Source organism: Aquabacterium sp., assembly GCF_035476535.1.
In the GTDB taxonomy this organism is placed as follows: Bacteria; Pseudomonadota; Gammaproteobacteria; order Burkholderiales; family Burkholderiaceae_C; genus Pseudaquabacterium.
The window spans coordinates 1-15,853 of the sequence record NZ_DATILJ010000055.1 but is presented as its reverse complement, the minus strand read 5'-3'; the positions used below and the strand labels follow the sequence as shown (position 1 = coordinate 15,853).

The 15,853-nt window shown below is 69.1% G+C and carries 11 protein-coding genes and 1 pseudogene; 7 read left to right on the top strand and 5 right to left on the bottom strand.

Going from position 1 to position 15,853, the window contains the following annotated elements; genetic code table 11:
* Positions 1–785: pseudogene (locus tag VLK61_RS05780) on the top strand (hypothetical protein); the annotation flags it as partial.
* A gap of 6 nt (positions 786–791) precedes the next feature.
* On the opposite strand, the gene VLK61_RS05775 reads toward VLK61_RS05780, so the two are convergent.
* Together VLK61_RS05775 and metG are read right to left on the bottom strand one after the other, a co-directional pair.
* Positions 792–2,489, bottom strand: a complete 1,698-nt coding sequence (locus VLK61_RS05775; protein WP_325419174.1) for a SulP family inorganic anion transporter — start codon at positions 2,487–2,489, stop codon at positions 792–794.
* Positions 2,490–2,675: 186 nt separating this feature from the next.
* Positions 2,676–4,748 carry a methionine--tRNA ligase gene (gene metG / locus VLK61_RS05770; RefSeq protein WP_325419172.1) on the bottom strand — a complete coding sequence of 691 codons (2,073 nt, stop codon included), beginning with the start codon at positions 4,746–4,748 and terminating at the stop codon, positions 2,676–2,678.
* A 127-nt stretch (positions 4,749–4,875) separates the two neighbouring features.
* Between metG and VLK61_RS05765 the strand changes: the two genes are divergently transcribed.
* The 3 genes from VLK61_RS05765 to fahA are packed head-to-tail and all read left to right on the top strand — an operon-like array spanning position 4,876 to position 7,719.
* Positions 4,876–5,640: a TetR family transcriptional regulator gene (locus VLK61_RS05765; RefSeq protein WP_325419171.1), complete on the top strand. Its 765-nt coding sequence runs from the start codon at positions 4,876–4,878 to the stop codon at positions 5,638–5,640.
* Positions 5,603–6,403, top strand: coding sequence for a cyclase family protein (locus VLK61_RS05760; RefSeq protein ID WP_325419169.1), 801 nt, complete (start codon positions 5,603–5,605; stop codon positions 6,401–6,403). The genes VLK61_RS05765 and VLK61_RS05760 overlap by 38 nt, the downstream gene beginning before the upstream one ends.
* Positions 6,400–7,719 (top strand): fumarylacetoacetase, encoded by a 1,320-nt coding sequence (fahA, locus tag VLK61_RS05755; protein WP_325419168.1) that lies wholly within the window; start codon positions 6,400–6,402, stop codon positions 7,717–7,719. The genes VLK61_RS05760 and fahA overlap by 4 nt, the downstream gene beginning before the upstream one ends.
* Before the next feature lie 6 nt (positions 7,720–7,725).
* On the opposite strand, the gene VLK61_RS05750 is transcribed toward fahA, so the two are convergent.
* The 3 genes from VLK61_RS05750 to VLK61_RS05740 are packed head-to-tail and all read right to left on the bottom strand — an operon-like array spanning position 7,726 to position 11,466.
* On the bottom strand, positions 7,726–8,691 hold the full coding sequence (locus VLK61_RS05750) for a Bug family tripartite tricarboxylate transporter substrate binding protein (protein ID WP_325419167.1): 966 nt from the start codon (positions 8,689–8,691) through the stop codon (positions 7,726–7,728).
* Positions 8,692–8,733: 42 nt separating this feature from the next.
* Positions 8,734–9,180 (bottom strand): (2Fe-2S)-binding protein, encoded by a 447-nt coding sequence (locus tag VLK61_RS05745; protein ID WP_325419166.1) that lies wholly within the window; start codon positions 9,178–9,180, stop codon positions 8,734–8,736.
* A 9-nt stretch (positions 9,181–9,189) separates the two neighbouring features.
* Complete coding sequence (locus VLK61_RS05740; RefSeq protein WP_325419165.1) at positions 9,190–11,466, bottom strand: xanthine dehydrogenase family protein molybdopterin-binding subunit; 2,277 nt, start codon at positions 11,464–11,466, stop codon at positions 9,190–9,192.
* Positions 11,467–11,759: 293 nt separating this feature from the next.
* On the opposite strand from VLK61_RS05740, the gene VLK61_RS05735 reads away from it, so the two are divergent.
* The 3 genes from VLK61_RS05735 to VLK61_RS05725 all read left to right on the top strand — a co-directional run.
* Positions 11,760–13,700 carry a TonB-dependent receptor plug domain-containing protein gene (locus VLK61_RS05735; protein ID WP_325419164.1) on the top strand — a complete coding sequence of 647 codons (1,941 nt, stop codon included), beginning with the start codon at positions 11,760–11,762 and terminating at the stop codon, positions 13,698–13,700.
* An 11-nt stretch (positions 13,701–13,711) separates the two neighbouring features.
* The gene (locus VLK61_RS05730) at positions 13,712–14,230 is read left to right on the top strand and encodes a YfiR family protein (protein ID WP_325419163.1); all 519 of its coding nucleotides are present in this window, start codon (positions 13,712–13,714) and stop codon (positions 14,228–14,230) included.
* A partial coding sequence (locus VLK61_RS05725) for a putative bifunctional diguanylate cyclase/phosphodiesterase (protein WP_325419162.1) occupies positions 14,227–15,853 on the top strand: 1,627 nt, incomplete at its 3' end. The genes VLK61_RS05730 and VLK61_RS05725, both read left to right, overlap by 4 nt.

Genomic DNA, 15,853 nt, shown 5'->3' with positions numbered 1-15,853 from the left:
TCGGCACGCCCGAGGCGCTGATGTACAAGGTGGTGCACGAAGTGGCGCCACCGCCTTCGCTGGTGGAGGGCGCCAACCGCACCGACCGCTTCGACGCGGTGGTCAGCACCGCGATGTCCAAGCACCCGGACCGGCGCTATGCCACGGCCGCGGCCTTCCGCAAGGCGATGATCGCGGCCGCCAACGCGCCGGTGAGCCCGACGGTGTCGGACGAGACCATCATCGCGTTGCCGGCGCGCACCAAGCCGTCGATCGCCGGCGTGGCGACTTCCGGCACCGGCGGTTCACTGACGCAGTGGGACAAGTCGGTGCTGGCCGAGGCCGAGCAGTCGCTGGCCCGTCATGTCGGCCCGATGGCCAGCGTGATGGTGCGTCGCGCCGCCAAGGAGTGCCACGACCTGCCCTCGCTGTACGCCAAGCTCGCCGAGCAGGTGACCAACCCCACTGCGCGCGGCCTGTTCATCGACCACGCCGCGCGCGCCGGCCGCACCACGGTCTCGCCGATGCCAGCGCATACCACCGGTGGCCGCGGTGCGACGATCTTCGCCACCGCCGTCGGCAGCATGCCCACCGTGGCCACCAACGCGGTGAAGATCAGCGACGCTGCGGTGGAGCAGGCGCAGAAGCTGCTGGCCGTGCATGTCGGGCCGATCGCCCGCGTGGTGGTCAAGAAGGCCGCGGAGAAGTCGCGCTACCGCGACCCCTTCTTCACCTTGGTGGCCGAGGCCGTGCCGGCCGGCCCGGCGCGGCAGAAGCTGCTGGCGGAGCTGGCGAAGTTGCACTGATCGCCGTCACCCGGCGGATCGCTCGTCCGGCGCGGGCCGCTCATCCAGCACGGCATCACCCACCGTCGGCACGATCTGTTCGTGGCCGATCTCGTCGGCAAAGCCCGAACGCTTGATCAGCCCCAGCGGCTGCTCATTGACATTGGCGAGCACCAGCGCCACGCCGCTGCGCTGCAGCGAGCGGAACAACTGCTGCAGCGCGTCGATGCCCGAGGTGTCGATCGATATCAGCCGGTGCATCTCCAGTACCACCGCGCGGGTGCCGGGCAGCAGCTGGGCCGGCAGCGCCTCGATCTTGCCGACCGCGCCGAAGAACAGCGAGCCGAACAGCTCGAAGGCCATCACGCCGGGCGGCAGCTCGCCGGCCGCGTGCGGCCGCACGCTGAACAGCTGGCTCATGCGCCAGATGAAGAAGCCGCAGGCCATCAGCAGGCCCATTTCCACCGCCACCGTCAGGTCGAAGATCACGGTCAGCAAGAAGGTGCCGACCAGCACCGTGCGGTAGGGCAGCATGAAGTGCTTGAGCCGCGCGAATTCCCGCCACTCGCCCATGTTCCAGGCCACGAACAGCAGGATGCCGGCCAAGGCGGCCAGCGGCACGTGCAGCGCCAGCGGCGCGGCCACCAGCACGATGAGCAGCAGCACGGCCGCATGCACGATGCCGGCCACCGGCGACGTGGCCCCGGCCCGCACATTGGTGACGGTGCGCGCGATGGTGCCGGTGGCCGGAATGCCGCCGAAGAACGGCACCACCAGGTTGGCGATGCCCTGGGCCATCAACTCCTGGTTCGGTTCATGCCGTGCGTGCTGCGGCGCCATGTTGTCGGCCACCCGGGCACACAGCAGCGATTCGATGGCGCCCAGCAGCGCAATCGTGATCGTAGGAATCACCAGCATGCGCGCGGTCTCCCAGCTGAACTCGGGCAGCGCGAACGTCGGCAGCGCCTGCGGGATGCCGCCGAAGCGCGAACCGATGGTCTCCACCGGCAGGTTCAGCGCCAGCGCAGCGACGGTGGCCAGCACCAGCACGACGATGGTGCCCGGCACATGCGCGGCCCAGCGGCGCAGCGTGGTTTTCCAGCCCTGGTGGGCGGCCGGCATGGTGTAGGACTTGGGCCACAGCACGACGATGGCCAGGCAGGCCAGCCCCAGCCCCAGCGCCGCCCAGTTCACGCTGTGCAGGTGGCGGCCGATCACCGCGATCTGGCTGAAGAAGTCGGCCGGCATCTTGTCCACCGGCAGCCCCAGCAAGTCCTTCAGTTGCGACAGCCCGATCAGCACCGCGATGCCGTTGGTGAAGCCGATGACGATGGACACCGGGATGTAGCGCACCAGCACGCCCAGCTTCAACCAGCCCATCACGATCAAGAGCACCCCGGCCAGCGAGGTGGCGATCAGCAGGTTGGCCAGGCCATAGCGCTGCACGATGCCATAGACGATGACGATGAAGGCGCCGGCCGGCCCGCCGATCTGCACCTGCGAGCCGCCCAGCGCCGAGATCAGCAGCCCGGCGATGATGGCGGTGAAGATGCCCTGTTCGGGCTTGACGCCGGAGGCAATGGCAAAGGCCATGGCCAGCGGCAGCGCGACGATGCCGACCGTGATGCCGGCACCGAGGTCGGCGGCGAAACGGGCGCGCGAGTAGCCCGCCAGCGCGTCAATCAGGCGCGGACGGAAGCGGTGGAACTGGTTCGGGGACAGCATGCAGGCTCCTGGTCACGACACACACGATGGGCGTGGGTGTGCCAGGTGGCCCGCAGTGATGGATGCGCGCGATGAACCGCCGGCGCCGCGACATCAGCGCGACACGGGGATCTGCCAGCGGGCGACCGGTCATGGGGCGATGATGCCACCGATGCATGCCGCGGCCGCGCGTATCGGCGCCAAGACTCAGCGGACTCGCATGCCCGGCACGGCGCCGGCGTGTGGCTCCAGCACCCACAGCCCCGGCTGGGTCTTGCCGTCGGCATGGCTGGCCGCCAGCACCATGCCTTCGGAGAGACCGAACTTCATCTTGCGCGGCGCCAGGTTGGCCACCACCACGGTGAGCTTGCCGATCAGGTCCTGCGGCTGGTAGGCGCTCTTGATGCCGGAGAACACCTGCCGTGTGATGGGACGCCCCTGCGGGTCGGTGCCCTCGCCGACATCGAGCGTCAGCTTCAGCAGCTTGTCGCTGCCTTCGACGGCTTCGGCCTGCACGATCTTCGCGATGCGCAAGTCGACCTTGGCGAAGTCGTCGATGCTGATCTCGTCGGCGATGGCTTCGCCGCCGGGATGCATCGCTGGTGTCGCGGGGGCCTCGAACAAGGCATCGACCTGCTTGGCGTCGACACGCTGCATCAGGTGCTTGTAGTCGGCGATGGTGTGGTGGCCGAGCGCACGCGCGGCATCGGCGAAGTCCATCGCCGGCACCTTCAGGAAGGCCTCGACCTGCGCCGCCAGCGCCGGCAGGATGGGCTTCAGGTAGATCGTCAGCACGCGGAAGGCCTCGATGCACACCGAACACACATCGTGCAGCGCATCGTCCTGTCCCGCCTGCTTGGCCAGCTCCCAGGGCTTGTGCTGGTCGACGTACTCGTTGACGCGGTCGGCCAGCTGCATGATCTCGCGCACCGCCTTGCCGAATTCACGTTCTTCGTACAGCGTTTCCACCGTGCTGCGGTGGCTGCGCAGCGTGTCCAGCAGCAGCCGGCCTTCGACCCCCGGGTCGGATGACAGCCGTCCGCCGAAGCGCTTGCTCAGGAAGCCCGCGGCGCGGCTGGCGATGTTGATGTATTTGCCGACCAGGTCGCTGTTGATGCGGGCGATGAAGTCTTCCGGGTTGAAGTCGATGTCCTCGACCCGCGCGTTGAGCTTGGCCGCGATGTAGTAGCGCAGCCATTCCGGATTGAGCCCGACCTCCAGGTAGCGCAGCGGGCTGATGCCGGTGCCGCGGCTCTTGCTCATCTTGTCGCCACCGACGGTGATGAAGCCGTGCACGAAGACATTGTTCGGCACCTTGCGGCCCGAGAAGTGCAGCATCGCCGGCCAGAACAAGGTGTGGAAGTAGACGATGTCCTTGCCGATGAAGTGCACCTGCTGCACATCGGGGTCGGCGAGGTAGGCGTCCATGTCCTGGCCGCGCTTGCCGAACAGGTTCTTCAGCGAGGCCAGGTAGCCCACCGGCGCATCGAGCCAGACATAGAAGTACTTGCCCGGCGCATCGGGGATCTCGATGCCGAAGTAGGGCGCGTCGCGGCTGATGTCCCAGTCGCCGAGGCCACCCGTCAGTTGACCATTCGCGTCCTCGCTCTTCGTGAACCACTCGCGGATCTTGTTGCCGACTTCGGGCTGCAGCTTGCCGTCCTGCGTCCACTGTTCGAGGAAGCTGATGCAGCGCGGGTCCGACAGGCGAAAGAAGTAGTGTTCGCTGCTCTTGCGCACCGGCGCCGCGCCGGACAGCGCCGAGTACGGGTTCTTCAGGTCGGTCGGGGCGTAGACCGCGCCGCAGTTCTCGCAGGAGTCGCCATACTGGTCTTTCGCGCCGCACTTCGGGCATTCACCCTTGATGTAGCGGTCGGGCAGGAACATGCCTTTCACCGGATCGAAGAACTGCTCGATCGAACGCACATCGATCAGCTCGTTCTTGCGCAGTGCCAGGTAGATCTCGCGCGCCAGTTCGTGGTTCTCCGGGCCGTCGGTGGAATGCCAGTTGTCAAAGGCGATGTGGAAGCCGTTCAGGTACTGCGGCCGGCCAGCGGCGATGTCGGCGACGAACTGCTGCGGCGTCTTGCCGGCCTTTTCGGCGGCAATCATGATCGGCGCGCCATGGGCGTCGTCGGCGCAGACGAAGTTCACCTCGGCACCCCGCATGCGCTGCGCCCGCACCCAGGTGTCGGCCTGGATGTATTCCATCATGTGGCCGATATGGAATCCGGCGTTGGCATAGGGCAGGGCGGTGGTGACGAAGAGCTTGCGGGGCATGGGTGCCATCCTCGGAGACAGGCCGGGATTTTAGGCTGCGCGGCCGCGCGCAGGCCCGCTCGGTGATCCCGGCGCCAGGCGGGTTTGTACGGATGATCAATTATTTGATCAGATGTACAGTACCGCCATGTCACGTGTCACCCCGCCGCTTTCAGCCCGCTCGCGTCCGCCTGCCGGTGTGCGGCCGGACCGGCGCCACGCCATCCTGCTGGCGGCCGAAAAGCTGTTTGCGCTGCGCGGATTCCATGCCGTGTCCTTGCGCCAGATCGCCGAAGAAGCAGCGGTGCCGCTCGCGCTGGTGAGCTATTACTTCGGCGCCAAGCACGAGCTCTTCATTGCGATCTTTGCGCACTGGAACTCGACCGTCGAGGCCCGTCTGGCGGCCTTGCGCCGCGTTCATGTCACGCCGGGCGACGAGGCCACGCTGGCCGCCATCGTCGACGCCTTCGTGCAGCCGGTGCTCGACCTGCGCGCCAGCCCCGAGGGCGAGTACTACGCGCTGCTGGTGGCGCGCCAGCTCTACCAGGCGGTGGACGAGGCCGAGGCTGCGCTGCGCACCTACTTCGACCCGATGGCCCATGCCTTCATCGATGCCTTGCATGCCGCGATGCCCGGCGCGTCGCGGCAGCAGGCGGCCTGGTGCTACCAGTTCATGTTGGGCGCGCTGCTGAACCATCTGAGCGATACACGTGTCGTGGCGCTGTCGCATGGCCTGAACCAGCCGGCCGATCCGGCGGCCGGCCCGCTGTTGATGCGTTTCATCACCGGCGGCCTGCTGGCCGCATTGGCACCGCCCGCGAAGTCCGCGCCCCTTGCCAAGATCCCAAGACCCTCCCGCAGGAGACCAGCCCCCCATGAAACGCCACTTCGTCGACCTGTCGATCTACCTTGAAAACGACGTGGCCTCGGACCCGCCGGGGCTGTCGCCGAAGATCGACTACTTCACGCATGAGAACACCTATTCTCAGATCGAGCCCTTCTTTCCCGGTCTGCAGCAGAAGGATCTGCCCGATGGGGAAGGCTGGGCGGTGGAGCGCGTGACGCTGTCGACCCACAACGGCACCCACCTCGATGCGCCGTACCACTTCCACAGCACGATGGATGCCAAGGCCGGTGGCAAGAAGCCGGCGACGACGATCGATGCCGTGCCGCTGGACTGGTGCTTCCAGCCCGGCGTGAAGCTGGACTTCCGGCACCTGGCCGATGGCCATGTGGTCACGGCCGCCGAGGTGGAGGCCGAACTCGCACGCATCGGCCACACGCTGCAGCCGCTGGAGATCGTCGTCGTCAACACGCGCGCCGGTTCACGCTACGGCCACCCCGACTATGTGTCGGCCGGCTGCGGCATGGGCTACGAAGCCACGATGTACCTGCTGGAACGCGGCGTGCGCCTGACCGGCACCGATGCCTGGAGCTGGGATGCACCCTTCGTGCACACCGCGAAGAAGTACGGCGAGACCGGCAACGCCGGGCTGATCTGGGAAGGCCACAAGGCCGGCCGCGACATCGGCTACTGCCACATCGAGAAGCTGCACAACCTGGAGGCCTTGCCGGGTGACGGTTTCTTCATCAGCTGCTTCCCGCACAAGATCCGCGGCGCCTCGGCCGGCTGGACGCGTGCGGTGGCGATCTTCGACGACAGGCTCGCAGCATGACGACCACGCTGGACTTCACGCACGACTCGGGTGCGCGCAGCTGGGTCGAATCGGCGAATGCCGCAGGGACCGACTTTCCGCTGCAGAACCTGCCCTTCGCGGTGTTCCGCCCGCCGCATGGCACCAGCAAGCAGTTCCGCGGTGGTGTGGCGATTGGTGACCAGGTGCTGGACCTCGCCGGCCTGGCCGCTACTGCCTTGCTGCAGGGCGATGCGCAGAAGGCCGCTGCCGCCGCCGCCGGGACCACCTTGAACGGCCTCTGCGCCCAAGGCCCCGCAGCCTGGCGCGCGTTGCGCCAGGCCTTGTTTGCGCTGCTGCGCAGCGACGCCTCCGCCGCGCAGCAGGCCGCCATGCGGGTGCTGCTCAGCCCGCAAGCCTTGGCCGAGTACACGCTGCCCACCCGCATCGGCAACTACACCGATTTCTACACGTCCATCCACCATGCCCGCAACACCGGCCGCGTGATGCGCGGGGACACCGGGGTCGACCTGGTGTCGCCGAACTTCCGTTCGATGCCGATCGCCTACCACGGCCGCGCCTCGAGCGTGATCATCAGCGGCCAATCGGTGCGGCGTCCGAAAGGCCAGCGCCTGCCGCCGGGTGACAGCGCACCGGTGTTCGGCCCGACGCGCCGGCTGGACTACGAGCTGGAACTCGGCGTGCTGATCGGCCGCGGCAATGCGCTGGGCGAGCCGATCGCCTTGGCGGACGCCGAAGCGCAGGTGTTCGGCATCGTGCTGCTCAACGACTGGTCGGCGCGCGACATCCAGGCCTGGGAGATGGCTCCGCTGGGCCCGTTCCTGGCGAAGAATTTCGCGACCTCGATCTCGCCGTGGGTGGTGACGCTGGCCGCGCTGGCGCCTTATCGCCAAGCCTGGGAACCGGACGCGCAAGCGCCGCCGCTGCTGGACTACCTGGACGATGCCGGCGTGCGCGCGCGGGGTGCACTGGACATCCAGCTCGAAGCCTGGCTGCAGCCCGCGGGCGGTGAAGCGCAACGCCTGTCGCAGACCAGCTTCCGCCATCAGTCCTGGACCGTGCCGCAGATGATCGCGCACCACACCGTCGGCGGCTGCAATCTGCAGCCCGGCGACCTGCTGGGCACCGGCACGATCTCCGGCCCCGAGGCCAGCGAAGCCGGCACGATGATCGAGATCACCCACGGCGGCCGGCAGCCGCTCACTTTGGCCGATGGCACACAGCGCGGCTTCCTCGAAGACGGCGATGCGCTGATGCTGCGCGGCTGGTGCGAACGGCCCGGCGCCGCCCGCATCGGCTTCGGTGAATGCCGCGGCGTGGTGCTGCCGGCGGTGTAAGCCGGGTCAGTCGAGCTTGGTGCCCGAGCGCTCCACCGTGCGCGCCCAGCGCGGCATCTCGTCGGCGAGATAGCGGGCGAACTGTTCGCTGTTCAGGAAGGCCGGGTCGGCACCCTGCGTCGTCATCGTCTTCTGCACCTCGGGATTCGACAGGACCTGGCGGAAGGCCTCCGACAGTTTGGCCACCACGTCCTTGGGCGTGGCGGCCGGCGCCAGGATGCCGTAGAAGCCCACCACCTCCATGCCCTTGACGCCGAGCTCGGCGAAGGTGGGGATGTCCGGCAGCGCCGGGCTGCGCTCCTGCCCGGTGACGGCCAGCGCGCGCAGCTTGCCCTGCTTGACGTACTGCGAAGCCAGCGGCACCGACTCAGCCATCATCTGCACCTGGCCGGCCAGCAGATCGGTCATCGCGGGTGCGCTGCCCTTGTACGGGATGTGCACGATGAAGCTGCCGGTGGCCTGCTTGAACATCTCCGGCACCAGGTGCGAGCTGCCGCCGTTGCCGGCCGAGCCGTAGTTCAGCTTGCCGGGGCTCTGTTTGGCCAGCGCCACCAACTCGGCCACGTTCTTTGCCGCGACGCCGGGGTGCACCACCAGCGCCAGCGGCTGTTGCGCGGTGCGTGCGATCGGCACGAAGTCGCGCAGCGTCTGGTAGCTGAGCTTGGGGTAGACGGCCGGGTTGATCACCATCACGCCGGTGTTGGCCAGCATCAGCGTGTAGCCATCGGCGGCTGACTTGGCGACGTACTCGGCGCCCACGCTGCCGCCGGCACCGGCCTTGTAGTCGATGATCACCGGCTGGCCCAGCGCCGCCTGCAGCTTGTCGGCCAGCAGGCGGCCGTGGCCGTCCAGCGGGCCGCCAGCCGGGAAGCCGATGATGATCTTGACGGGCTTGTCCGGGAAGGCGGCGTGGGCCAGGGACGGGAGCAGGCTGGCAGCGGCCAGCGCCAGCGCGGCGATCGAGGTTTTCATGCAAGTCGGCTTCAGCAGGGTGAAGCCGCGATTGTCGCGGCCTCAGCCCGCAGCCTGCCGAATCGCGGCGCGGATGCGTGGGTAGGTGCCGCAGCGGCAGAGGTTGCCGCTCATCGCGTCGTCGATCTGCGCATCGGTGGGCTGGGGCGTCTTGCTCAGCAGCGCGCAGGCGCTCATCAGCTGGCCGCTCTGGCAGTAGCCGCACTGCACGACATCCACGTCGATCCAGGCCTTGCGCAAGGCCTCGATCTGCGGGCCCTGCAGGCCTTCGATGGTGGTGATGGCCTTGCCTTCGGCGGCGCTGATCGGCGTGACGCAGCCGCGCACGGCCTCGCCATCCAGGTGCACGGTGCAGGCGCCGCACAAGGCCATGCCGCAGCCGAACTTGGTGCCGGTCAACTGCAGTTCGCCGCGCAGCAGCCACAGGATCGGTGTGTCCGGTTCAGCCTTGACGGTGACGGTCTTGCCGTTGATGTTCAAAGTGCTCATCGTGAGTCCTCAGGCCAGGCGCAAAGGCAGGTGGCGCAGACGTTGACCGGTGAGTGCAAACAGCGCATTGGCCACCGCCGGCGCTATCGGCGGCGTGCCGGGTTCGCCGACGCCTTCGGGCGGCTCGGCGCTCTGGATGATCTCGGTCTCGATGACCGGGCACTCATTGAAGCGCAGCAAGGCCTGCTGGTGGAAGTTGCTCTGCTGCACCTGGCCCTTGGCCAGCGTGATCTCGCCGTACAGCGCGGCCGTCAGCCCGAAGACGATGCCCGAGTCCATTTGCTGGCGGATGATGTTCGGGTTGATGGCCAGCCCGCAGTCGATCACCGCGACCACGCGGTGCACGCGGATCTGCTTGTCGGCCGGCGAGACCGATACCTCGGCCACCTGCGCCACGATGCTGCCGAAGCTCTGGTGCAGCGCGATGCCGCGCATCTTTTTCGCACCATCGGCGGCCGGCGGCAGCGTGCTGCCCCAGCCCGACAGCGCAGCCGCACGGCGCAGCACCTGCAGGTGGCGCGGGTGCTTTTGCAGCAGCGCCTCGCGGAAGGCTACCGGGTCTTGGGCCGCGGCCTGTGCGGCTTCGTCGATGAAGCTCTCCTTGAAGAAGGCCTGGTGCGAATGGCCCACCGAGCGCCAGAAGCCCACCGGCACCGGCGTCTCGACGATGACGTGGCCGACGCGTGCGTTGGGCCATTCATACGGGTTGTCGAAGGCCCCTTCGGCGGTGGTCTTGTCCGGGCCGGCGCCGGGCAGGCCCCATTGGCGCTTCAGGTACTGCTGCACGATCGACGGTCCTGCCGATGTGGCCTGCCAGGCCAGCAAGCGGCCCTGCGCATCGAAGCCGGCGGTGTAGCGGGCGACGCAGGGCGGGCGGTAGAAGTCGTGCGTCATGTCCTGCTCGCGCGACCAGAAGCTCTGCACCGGTTGGCCCGGCACGGCCCGCGCCACCGTGGCCGCCTGCGCGATGAAGTCCACCTCCAGCCGGCGGCCGAAACCGCCGCCGAGCAGCGTGACCTGCAGGTCCACCTGGTCGGCCGAGAGGCCCAGCGCGTCGGCCGCGGCGGCGCGCGCGATGTCGGGCACCTGGGTCGGCGCCCAGACCATCGCCGCGTCGTCCTTCAGCCACACGGTGCAGTTCTGCGGCTCCAGCGTCGAATGGGCCAGCAGCGGCGAACTGTACTCGGCGGTGAGGGTCCTGGCCGCGTCCTTCAGCGCCTGGGCCGCGTCACCTGTGCGGTAGTAGCCGAAGCCATCATCGGCGGCCAGTGCGGTTTTCAGCTGCTGCATCAGCGCGGCACTGTCCAGGCCGGCGGCCGGACCGGGGTTCCATTGCACGACCACTTGCTTGGCGGCCTGCATGGCATGCCAGGGCGTGTCGGCAATCACGGCGATGCCGCCGGTGCCGCCGCGCAGGCCCGGTACGGCCATCACCTGCTGCACGCCGGGCAGCGCAGCGGCGGCCTTGGGGTCGAAGGAAGCCACGCTGCCGCCCACCGTCGGGCACATCACGATGCTGGCGTACAGCAGGCCGGGCGGCAGCACGTCCAGCCCGAAGCGCGCGCTGCCGTCGCTCTTGGCGGGGGTGTCGCGGCGCTTCGTGGGCTGGCCGATCAGCGTGAACCGAGCCGGGTCCTTCAGCGTCACCGAGCCGGGCATCTCTTGCACCGCGGCTTGGGCGGCCAACTCGCCGAAGCGCGCCTGCTTGCCACTGGCCGCATGGCGCAGCACGCCGGCCTGCACCGTGATCTCGCCGGCCGGCACGCGCCAGGCCGCGGCGGCGGCGGCGACCAGCATCGCGCGTGCCGACGCGCCGGCTTCGCGCATCGGCCCCCACAGGTCCTTGATGCTCGATGAACCGCCGGTGACCATCAGCCCGATCTCGCGCATCGACTTGGCCGTCATCCAGCCGACGAAGGTCTTCAGGCTGCCGTGGTCGTCGGGGTGGAAGGGCAGGCCGTCGATCACGGTGGCGATATTGTTGTAGATCTTGTCCACCGGCGACATCTCGGTGGTCACGCGCGACCAGTCGGCATCCAGCTCTTCGGCCAGCAGCATCGCCAGCGCGGTGCTGACGCCCTGGCCCATCTCGCTCTTGGCCAGCATGATGGTCACGCGGTCGTCGCTGCCGATCTTCAGCCAGCCGTTCAGCGATTGCTGGCCAGGGGCCAGCGGCATCTGCCTGGCGGTACTGATGCGCTGGCGCGGCGGCACGATGGACCAGCCGATCACCAGCGCGCCGGCCACGCCCAGCGTGCCCAGCAGGACGCGGCGGCGACTCACCATGCTGCGGCCTTGGCTTGCCGCGCAGGCCCGGCGTGCCGCGGGGTGCGGGCCCGACCGGTGGCCGGCAGTTCCGGCAGGAAGGGACATTCAGGGTCGGACAGGTGCATGGGAAGGCCAGGCAGCAGCTGAGGTGCCGGAGCATAAACCCGACATCACCCTCGGGATCACCCTCACCGATCCTGTGCAGGATCCCGCACAGCGCGGTCAAGACACTGCGGTGATGGCCGATAAGCTCATGAGCAAATGTGGCTCGAGTGCGGTCGTGAAAGGCAGTGGTGACAGTGAGCGTGTGGATGAACCGGATGCTGGCGGCACTGTGCCTGGCGCTGCCCGCGGCCGGGCAGGCGCAATCGGCGCGTGAGCTGGCCGACCTGTCGCTGGACACGCTGCTGGACATGGAGGTCACCGGCAGCTCGCGCTTCGCGACGCGGCGCAGCGAATCGGCTGCCGCGGTGACGGTGATCACGCGCGAAGAAATTCACGCGCTGGGCCACCGCACGCTGGCCGAGGCCTTGCGCAGCGTGCGCGGCGTGGTGACGGTGAGCGACCGCACCTACGACTACATCGGCGTGCGCGGCTTCATCGCCAGCGGCGACTACAACACCCGCGTGCTGCTGCTGGTGGACGGCAACCGCATCAACGACAGCTTGTACGACCAGGCCTTCCTGGGCAGCGAGTTCCCGCTGGACATCGCGCAGGTCGAGCGCATCGAATTCGTGCCGGGCCCCGGCTCGGCGGTGTACGGCGCCAATGCGCTGTTCGGCGTGATCAATGTCATCACCCGCCGTCCGGTGGGCGACAGCGTGGGGCATGCCGCCCTGGGTGCGGGCAGCCATGGCGAACGCGTGCTGCGCGCCGGCTGGCAGCAGGCCGATGCCGCCGGAGGCTGGCGCGTGGACTTCTCGCGCAGCCTGGCAGGCGGCGAAGCGCTGGCTGACGCCACGCCCGGTGCCGGGCCTGCACGCGTGAGCGGCATCGACGATGAACAACGCACGGCGCTGAACGCCCGCTGGGACCGCGGCCCCTGGTCGGCCACGCTGGTGCATGCCGACCGCGTGAAGGGCGTGCCCTTCGGCGTCGGCCTGGTGTTCGGCGATGCCGCCAACCGCTACCGCGACACCCTCCGCCTGGTCGGCCTGCAGCATGAGCTGGCGCTGGGCGGAAGCGAGCAGCTCACCACGCGCCTGCACGCCGGCCAGTACCGCTTTGTCGGCGACTACCTGATCGACTACCCGCCGCCCACCGTCAACCGCGACATCGGTCGCGGCCGCTGGTGGGGGCTGGAGGCGCGGCTGACCAGCCTGCGCTTCAGCGGCCACCGGCTGGTGGCCGGCGCCGAGTGGCAGCGCGCCAGCGAGTTGCTGCAGCAGAACTTCGACCTCTCGCCGAGCGCCGATGTCTACCTCGACGACAGACGCGGCAGCCAGCGCAGTGCGGTGTTCGCCGAAGACCAGATGCGCCTGTCCGAGGCGTGGACGCTGCACCTGGGTGCACGCGTCGACCAGGTGTCGCGCTACGGCCAGGCCACCAGCCCGCGCATCGCGCTGGCCTGGCGGCCCGATGCGGCCTGGAGCCTGAAGGCGATCCACGGCCGCAGCTTCCGCGCGCCGAATGCCTACGAGGCGTTCTACGAGGTGGATTCCACGGCCGGCTACCTGCGCAACCCGAGCTTGCGGCCCGAGCACGTGCGTGGCGACGAACTCAGCGCCGAATGGCTGCCGGCGCCGGCTTGGCGCCTGTCCGCCTCGCTGTACCGCAACCGCGCCGAGGGCCTGCTGATCCTCGGCTTCGACAAGGACAGCGAGCGTTACCGCTTCAACAACGCCGGCGTGTTCGCCGCCCGCGGCGCCGAGTTCGAAGTCGAACATGCCAGCGGCGCCTTGCGCTGGCGCGTGAATGCCAGCTTGAACCACGACCGCTCAGGCGCGCCGGCCGATGCACCGTACCCGCGCCGCATGCTCAAGGGCACGCTGGTGCTGCCGCTCGCCGGCGATTGGCGCCTGGGCGCCGAAGTGGCTGCCCTCAGCCGGCGCGGCGCGGCCGCAGGCCAGGCGCTGGTGAATGCCACGCTCAGTGGCCCGCTGCCGCTGATCGGCGCTGCGCTGCAGCTGTCGGTACGCAATGTGGCCGATCGGGCCTTGCAGGACCCCGGCGCCGACGCCGAGCGCCAGCCGGTGCTGCCCCAGGCCCGGCGCCACTGGCGGCTGGAACTCGACTGGCCCTTCGGCCGCTGAGCGGGCACGACATGCTGCGCTGGGCTCATCTTGTCGTCCTGTTGCTGCTGCTGGGCTTGCCCTTGCGCAGCCTGGCGCTGGACGAACTGCCGCTGAAGGCCGCGATCATCTTCAACCTGCTGCTGTTTGTCGAATGGCCGGGCGAGGCCGAGCTGCCGTCCGGCGCACCGCTGCTGCTGTGCGCCGACCGCAGCTCGCCGCTGTGGCCGCACCTGAAGCTGCTGCAGGACCGGCCGGTGCGCCAGCGCCGGCTCGAAGCGCGCGAGGTGGCCAGCACCGACGAACAACGCGCCTGCCATGCCTGGGTGCTGGACGATGCCGGCCAGCGGCCGCTGGCGGCCCGCGTGGCCGGCGCCGGGCCGACGCTGGTGATTGGCGACGGCCAGCGCGCCGACGAGGCCGGCGTGACCATCGGGCTGCGCATGAATGGCAGCCGCTTGCAGTTCGACATCGACATGGTGCAGGCCCGCCAGCAGCGGCTGCAGCTGAGCTCGAAGATCCTGCGCCTGGCCCGCAAGGTGCGCGAATGAAGCTGCCGGCCCTGCGCAACGCGCCGCGCGGCGAACTGGGGGTGCGTCTGACCCGGCTGGCGCTGGCCGCCGCCGGGCTGGCGCTGCTGGTCACCGGCACGGCGCTGAACATCGCGATGTTCGTGCAGGCGCGCGAGGCCCTGATCGACGAGACCACGACGCAGGCCCGCGTGATTGCCGGCAACCTGAACGCGGCGCTGCTGTTCCAGGACACCCCTGCTGCCGGCGACATCCTGCGCAGCCTGGAACGCTCGCCCGGCGTGCGGCGTGCCACTGTGTTCGACGCCAAGGGCTTGCTGTTCGTCGACTACCAGAGTTCGGCTCTCACGCCGGAAACGGTGCCGACGCTGAACGCGGGCGGCCTGCCCGGCCATGTCGTGCAAGGCGGCCTGCTGGTGGTCACCGAACGCATCGACAACGCCGGTGCCGAACTGGGCCGCCTGCGCTTCGAGGTGCCGCTGGCGCCGCTGCACCGCCGCGCCTGGCTGTTCGCCGGCATCACGGCGGGTTCGGCGGCCTGCGCGATGCTGCTGGCCTATTTGCTGGCCATGGGCGTGCGCCGCGATGTGGATGTCGTCGAACGCCGGCTTGATGAGCTGGCCTACCTGGATCCGGTGACCGGCCTGTTCAACCGGCATGCCGCGCACGAGCATTTGGCGAGTTATCTGTCCGAAGCCCGGCGCAGCGGCGAGGGCTTCTCGATCATCACGCTGGACCTCGACGACTTCAAGGCCATCAACGATTCGCTGGGCCACCCGGCGGGCGACGAGATGCTGCGCAGGGTGGCGCAGCGCCTGCGCCAGGTGCTGAAGCCGGATGCGCGGGCCTACCGCTTCGGCGGGGACGAGTTCGTGATGATCTGCCCCTGGCAGCCCGGCTACCGCGACCCGCACCTGTACGGCGTGATGGCACGCCAGGTGCTGGGTGGCTCGGTGCAGCTGCAGGGCCTCGATGCCCGGCTGGGCGGCAGCGTGGGCGTGGCGCGCTTTCCCGAAGACGGCCAGCGTGCCGACGACGTGCTGTTGGCTTCCGACATGGCGATGTACCAGGCCAAGGCTGCGGGCAAGAACCGGGTGGTGGTGTTCCATGCCGGCCTGCGCGAGCTCAACGAGCAGCGCCTGCGGGTTGAAAGCGATTTGCGCACCGCGCTGCGCGAAGGCCAGCTGCGGCTGCACTACCAGCCGATCATCGAGTTGGCCGGCGGCCGGCTGGTGAGCGCGGAGGCGCTGCTGCGCTGGCATCACCCGGAACGCGGCATCGTGCCACCGGTGCAGTTCATCGCAATGGCCGAGCGCTCCGGGCTGATCGTCGAGCTCGGTGGCTGGGTGCTGCAGCAGGCGGCGCAACAGCAGCAGCGCTGGGCCGCGATGGGGCTGCCGCCGCTGCCGGTGGCGGTGAACGTGTCGGCCCGCCAGCTGCGCGATGGCCGCCTGCTGCAGCAGTTTGAGCAGGCGGTGGCCAGCACCGGCTGCGATCCGGCGTTGCTGGAGATCGAACTCACCGAACACACGCTGGTGGAAGACGTGGACGACAACATCCGCTTGCTCACGGCGCTGCGCGAGCGCGGCGTGCGCATCGCGATCGACGACTTCGGCACCGGCCTGTCGTCGCTGGCCTACCTGA

What these genes read in the sequence shown, in the direction of transcription:
- VLK61_RS05775 (WP_325419174.1), bottom strand. Translation starts at nt 2,489, where the DNA reads ATGCTGTCCCCGAACCAGTTCCACCGCTTCCGTCCGCGCCTGATTGAC.
- metG (WP_325419172.1), bottom strand. Translation starts at nt 4,748, where the DNA reads ATGCCCCGCAAGCTCTTCGTCACCACCGCCCTGCCCTATGCCAACGCC.
- VLK61_RS05765 (WP_325419171.1), top strand. Translation starts at nt 4,876, where the DNA reads ATGTCACGTGTCACCCCGCCGCTTTCAGCCCGCTCGCGTCCGCCTGCC.
- VLK61_RS05760 (WP_325419169.1), top strand. Translation starts at nt 5,603, where the DNA reads ATGAAACGCCACTTCGTCGACCTGTCGATCTACCTTGAAAACGACGTG.
- fahA (WP_325419168.1), top strand. Translation starts at nt 6,400, where the DNA reads ATGACGACCACGCTGGACTTCACGCACGACTCGGGTGCGCGCAGCTGG.
- VLK61_RS05750 (WP_325419167.1), bottom strand. Translation starts at nt 8,691, where the DNA reads ATGAAAACCTCGATCGCCGCGCTGGCGCTGGCCGCTGCCAGCCTGCTC.
- VLK61_RS05745 (WP_325419166.1), bottom strand. Translation starts at nt 9,180, where the DNA reads ATGAGCACTTTGAACATCAACGGCAAGACCGTCACCGTCAAGGCTGAA.
- VLK61_RS05740 (WP_325419165.1), bottom strand. Translation starts at nt 11,466, where the DNA reads ATGGTGAGTCGCCGCCGCGTCCTGCTGGGCACGCTGGGCGTGGCCGGC.
- VLK61_RS05735 (WP_325419164.1), top strand. Translation starts at nt 11,760, where the DNA reads ATGAACCGGATGCTGGCGGCACTGTGCCTGGCGCTGCCCGCGGCCGGG.
- VLK61_RS05730 (WP_325419163.1), top strand. Translation starts at nt 13,712, where the DNA reads ATGCTGCGCTGGGCTCATCTTGTCGTCCTGTTGCTGCTGCTGGGCTTG.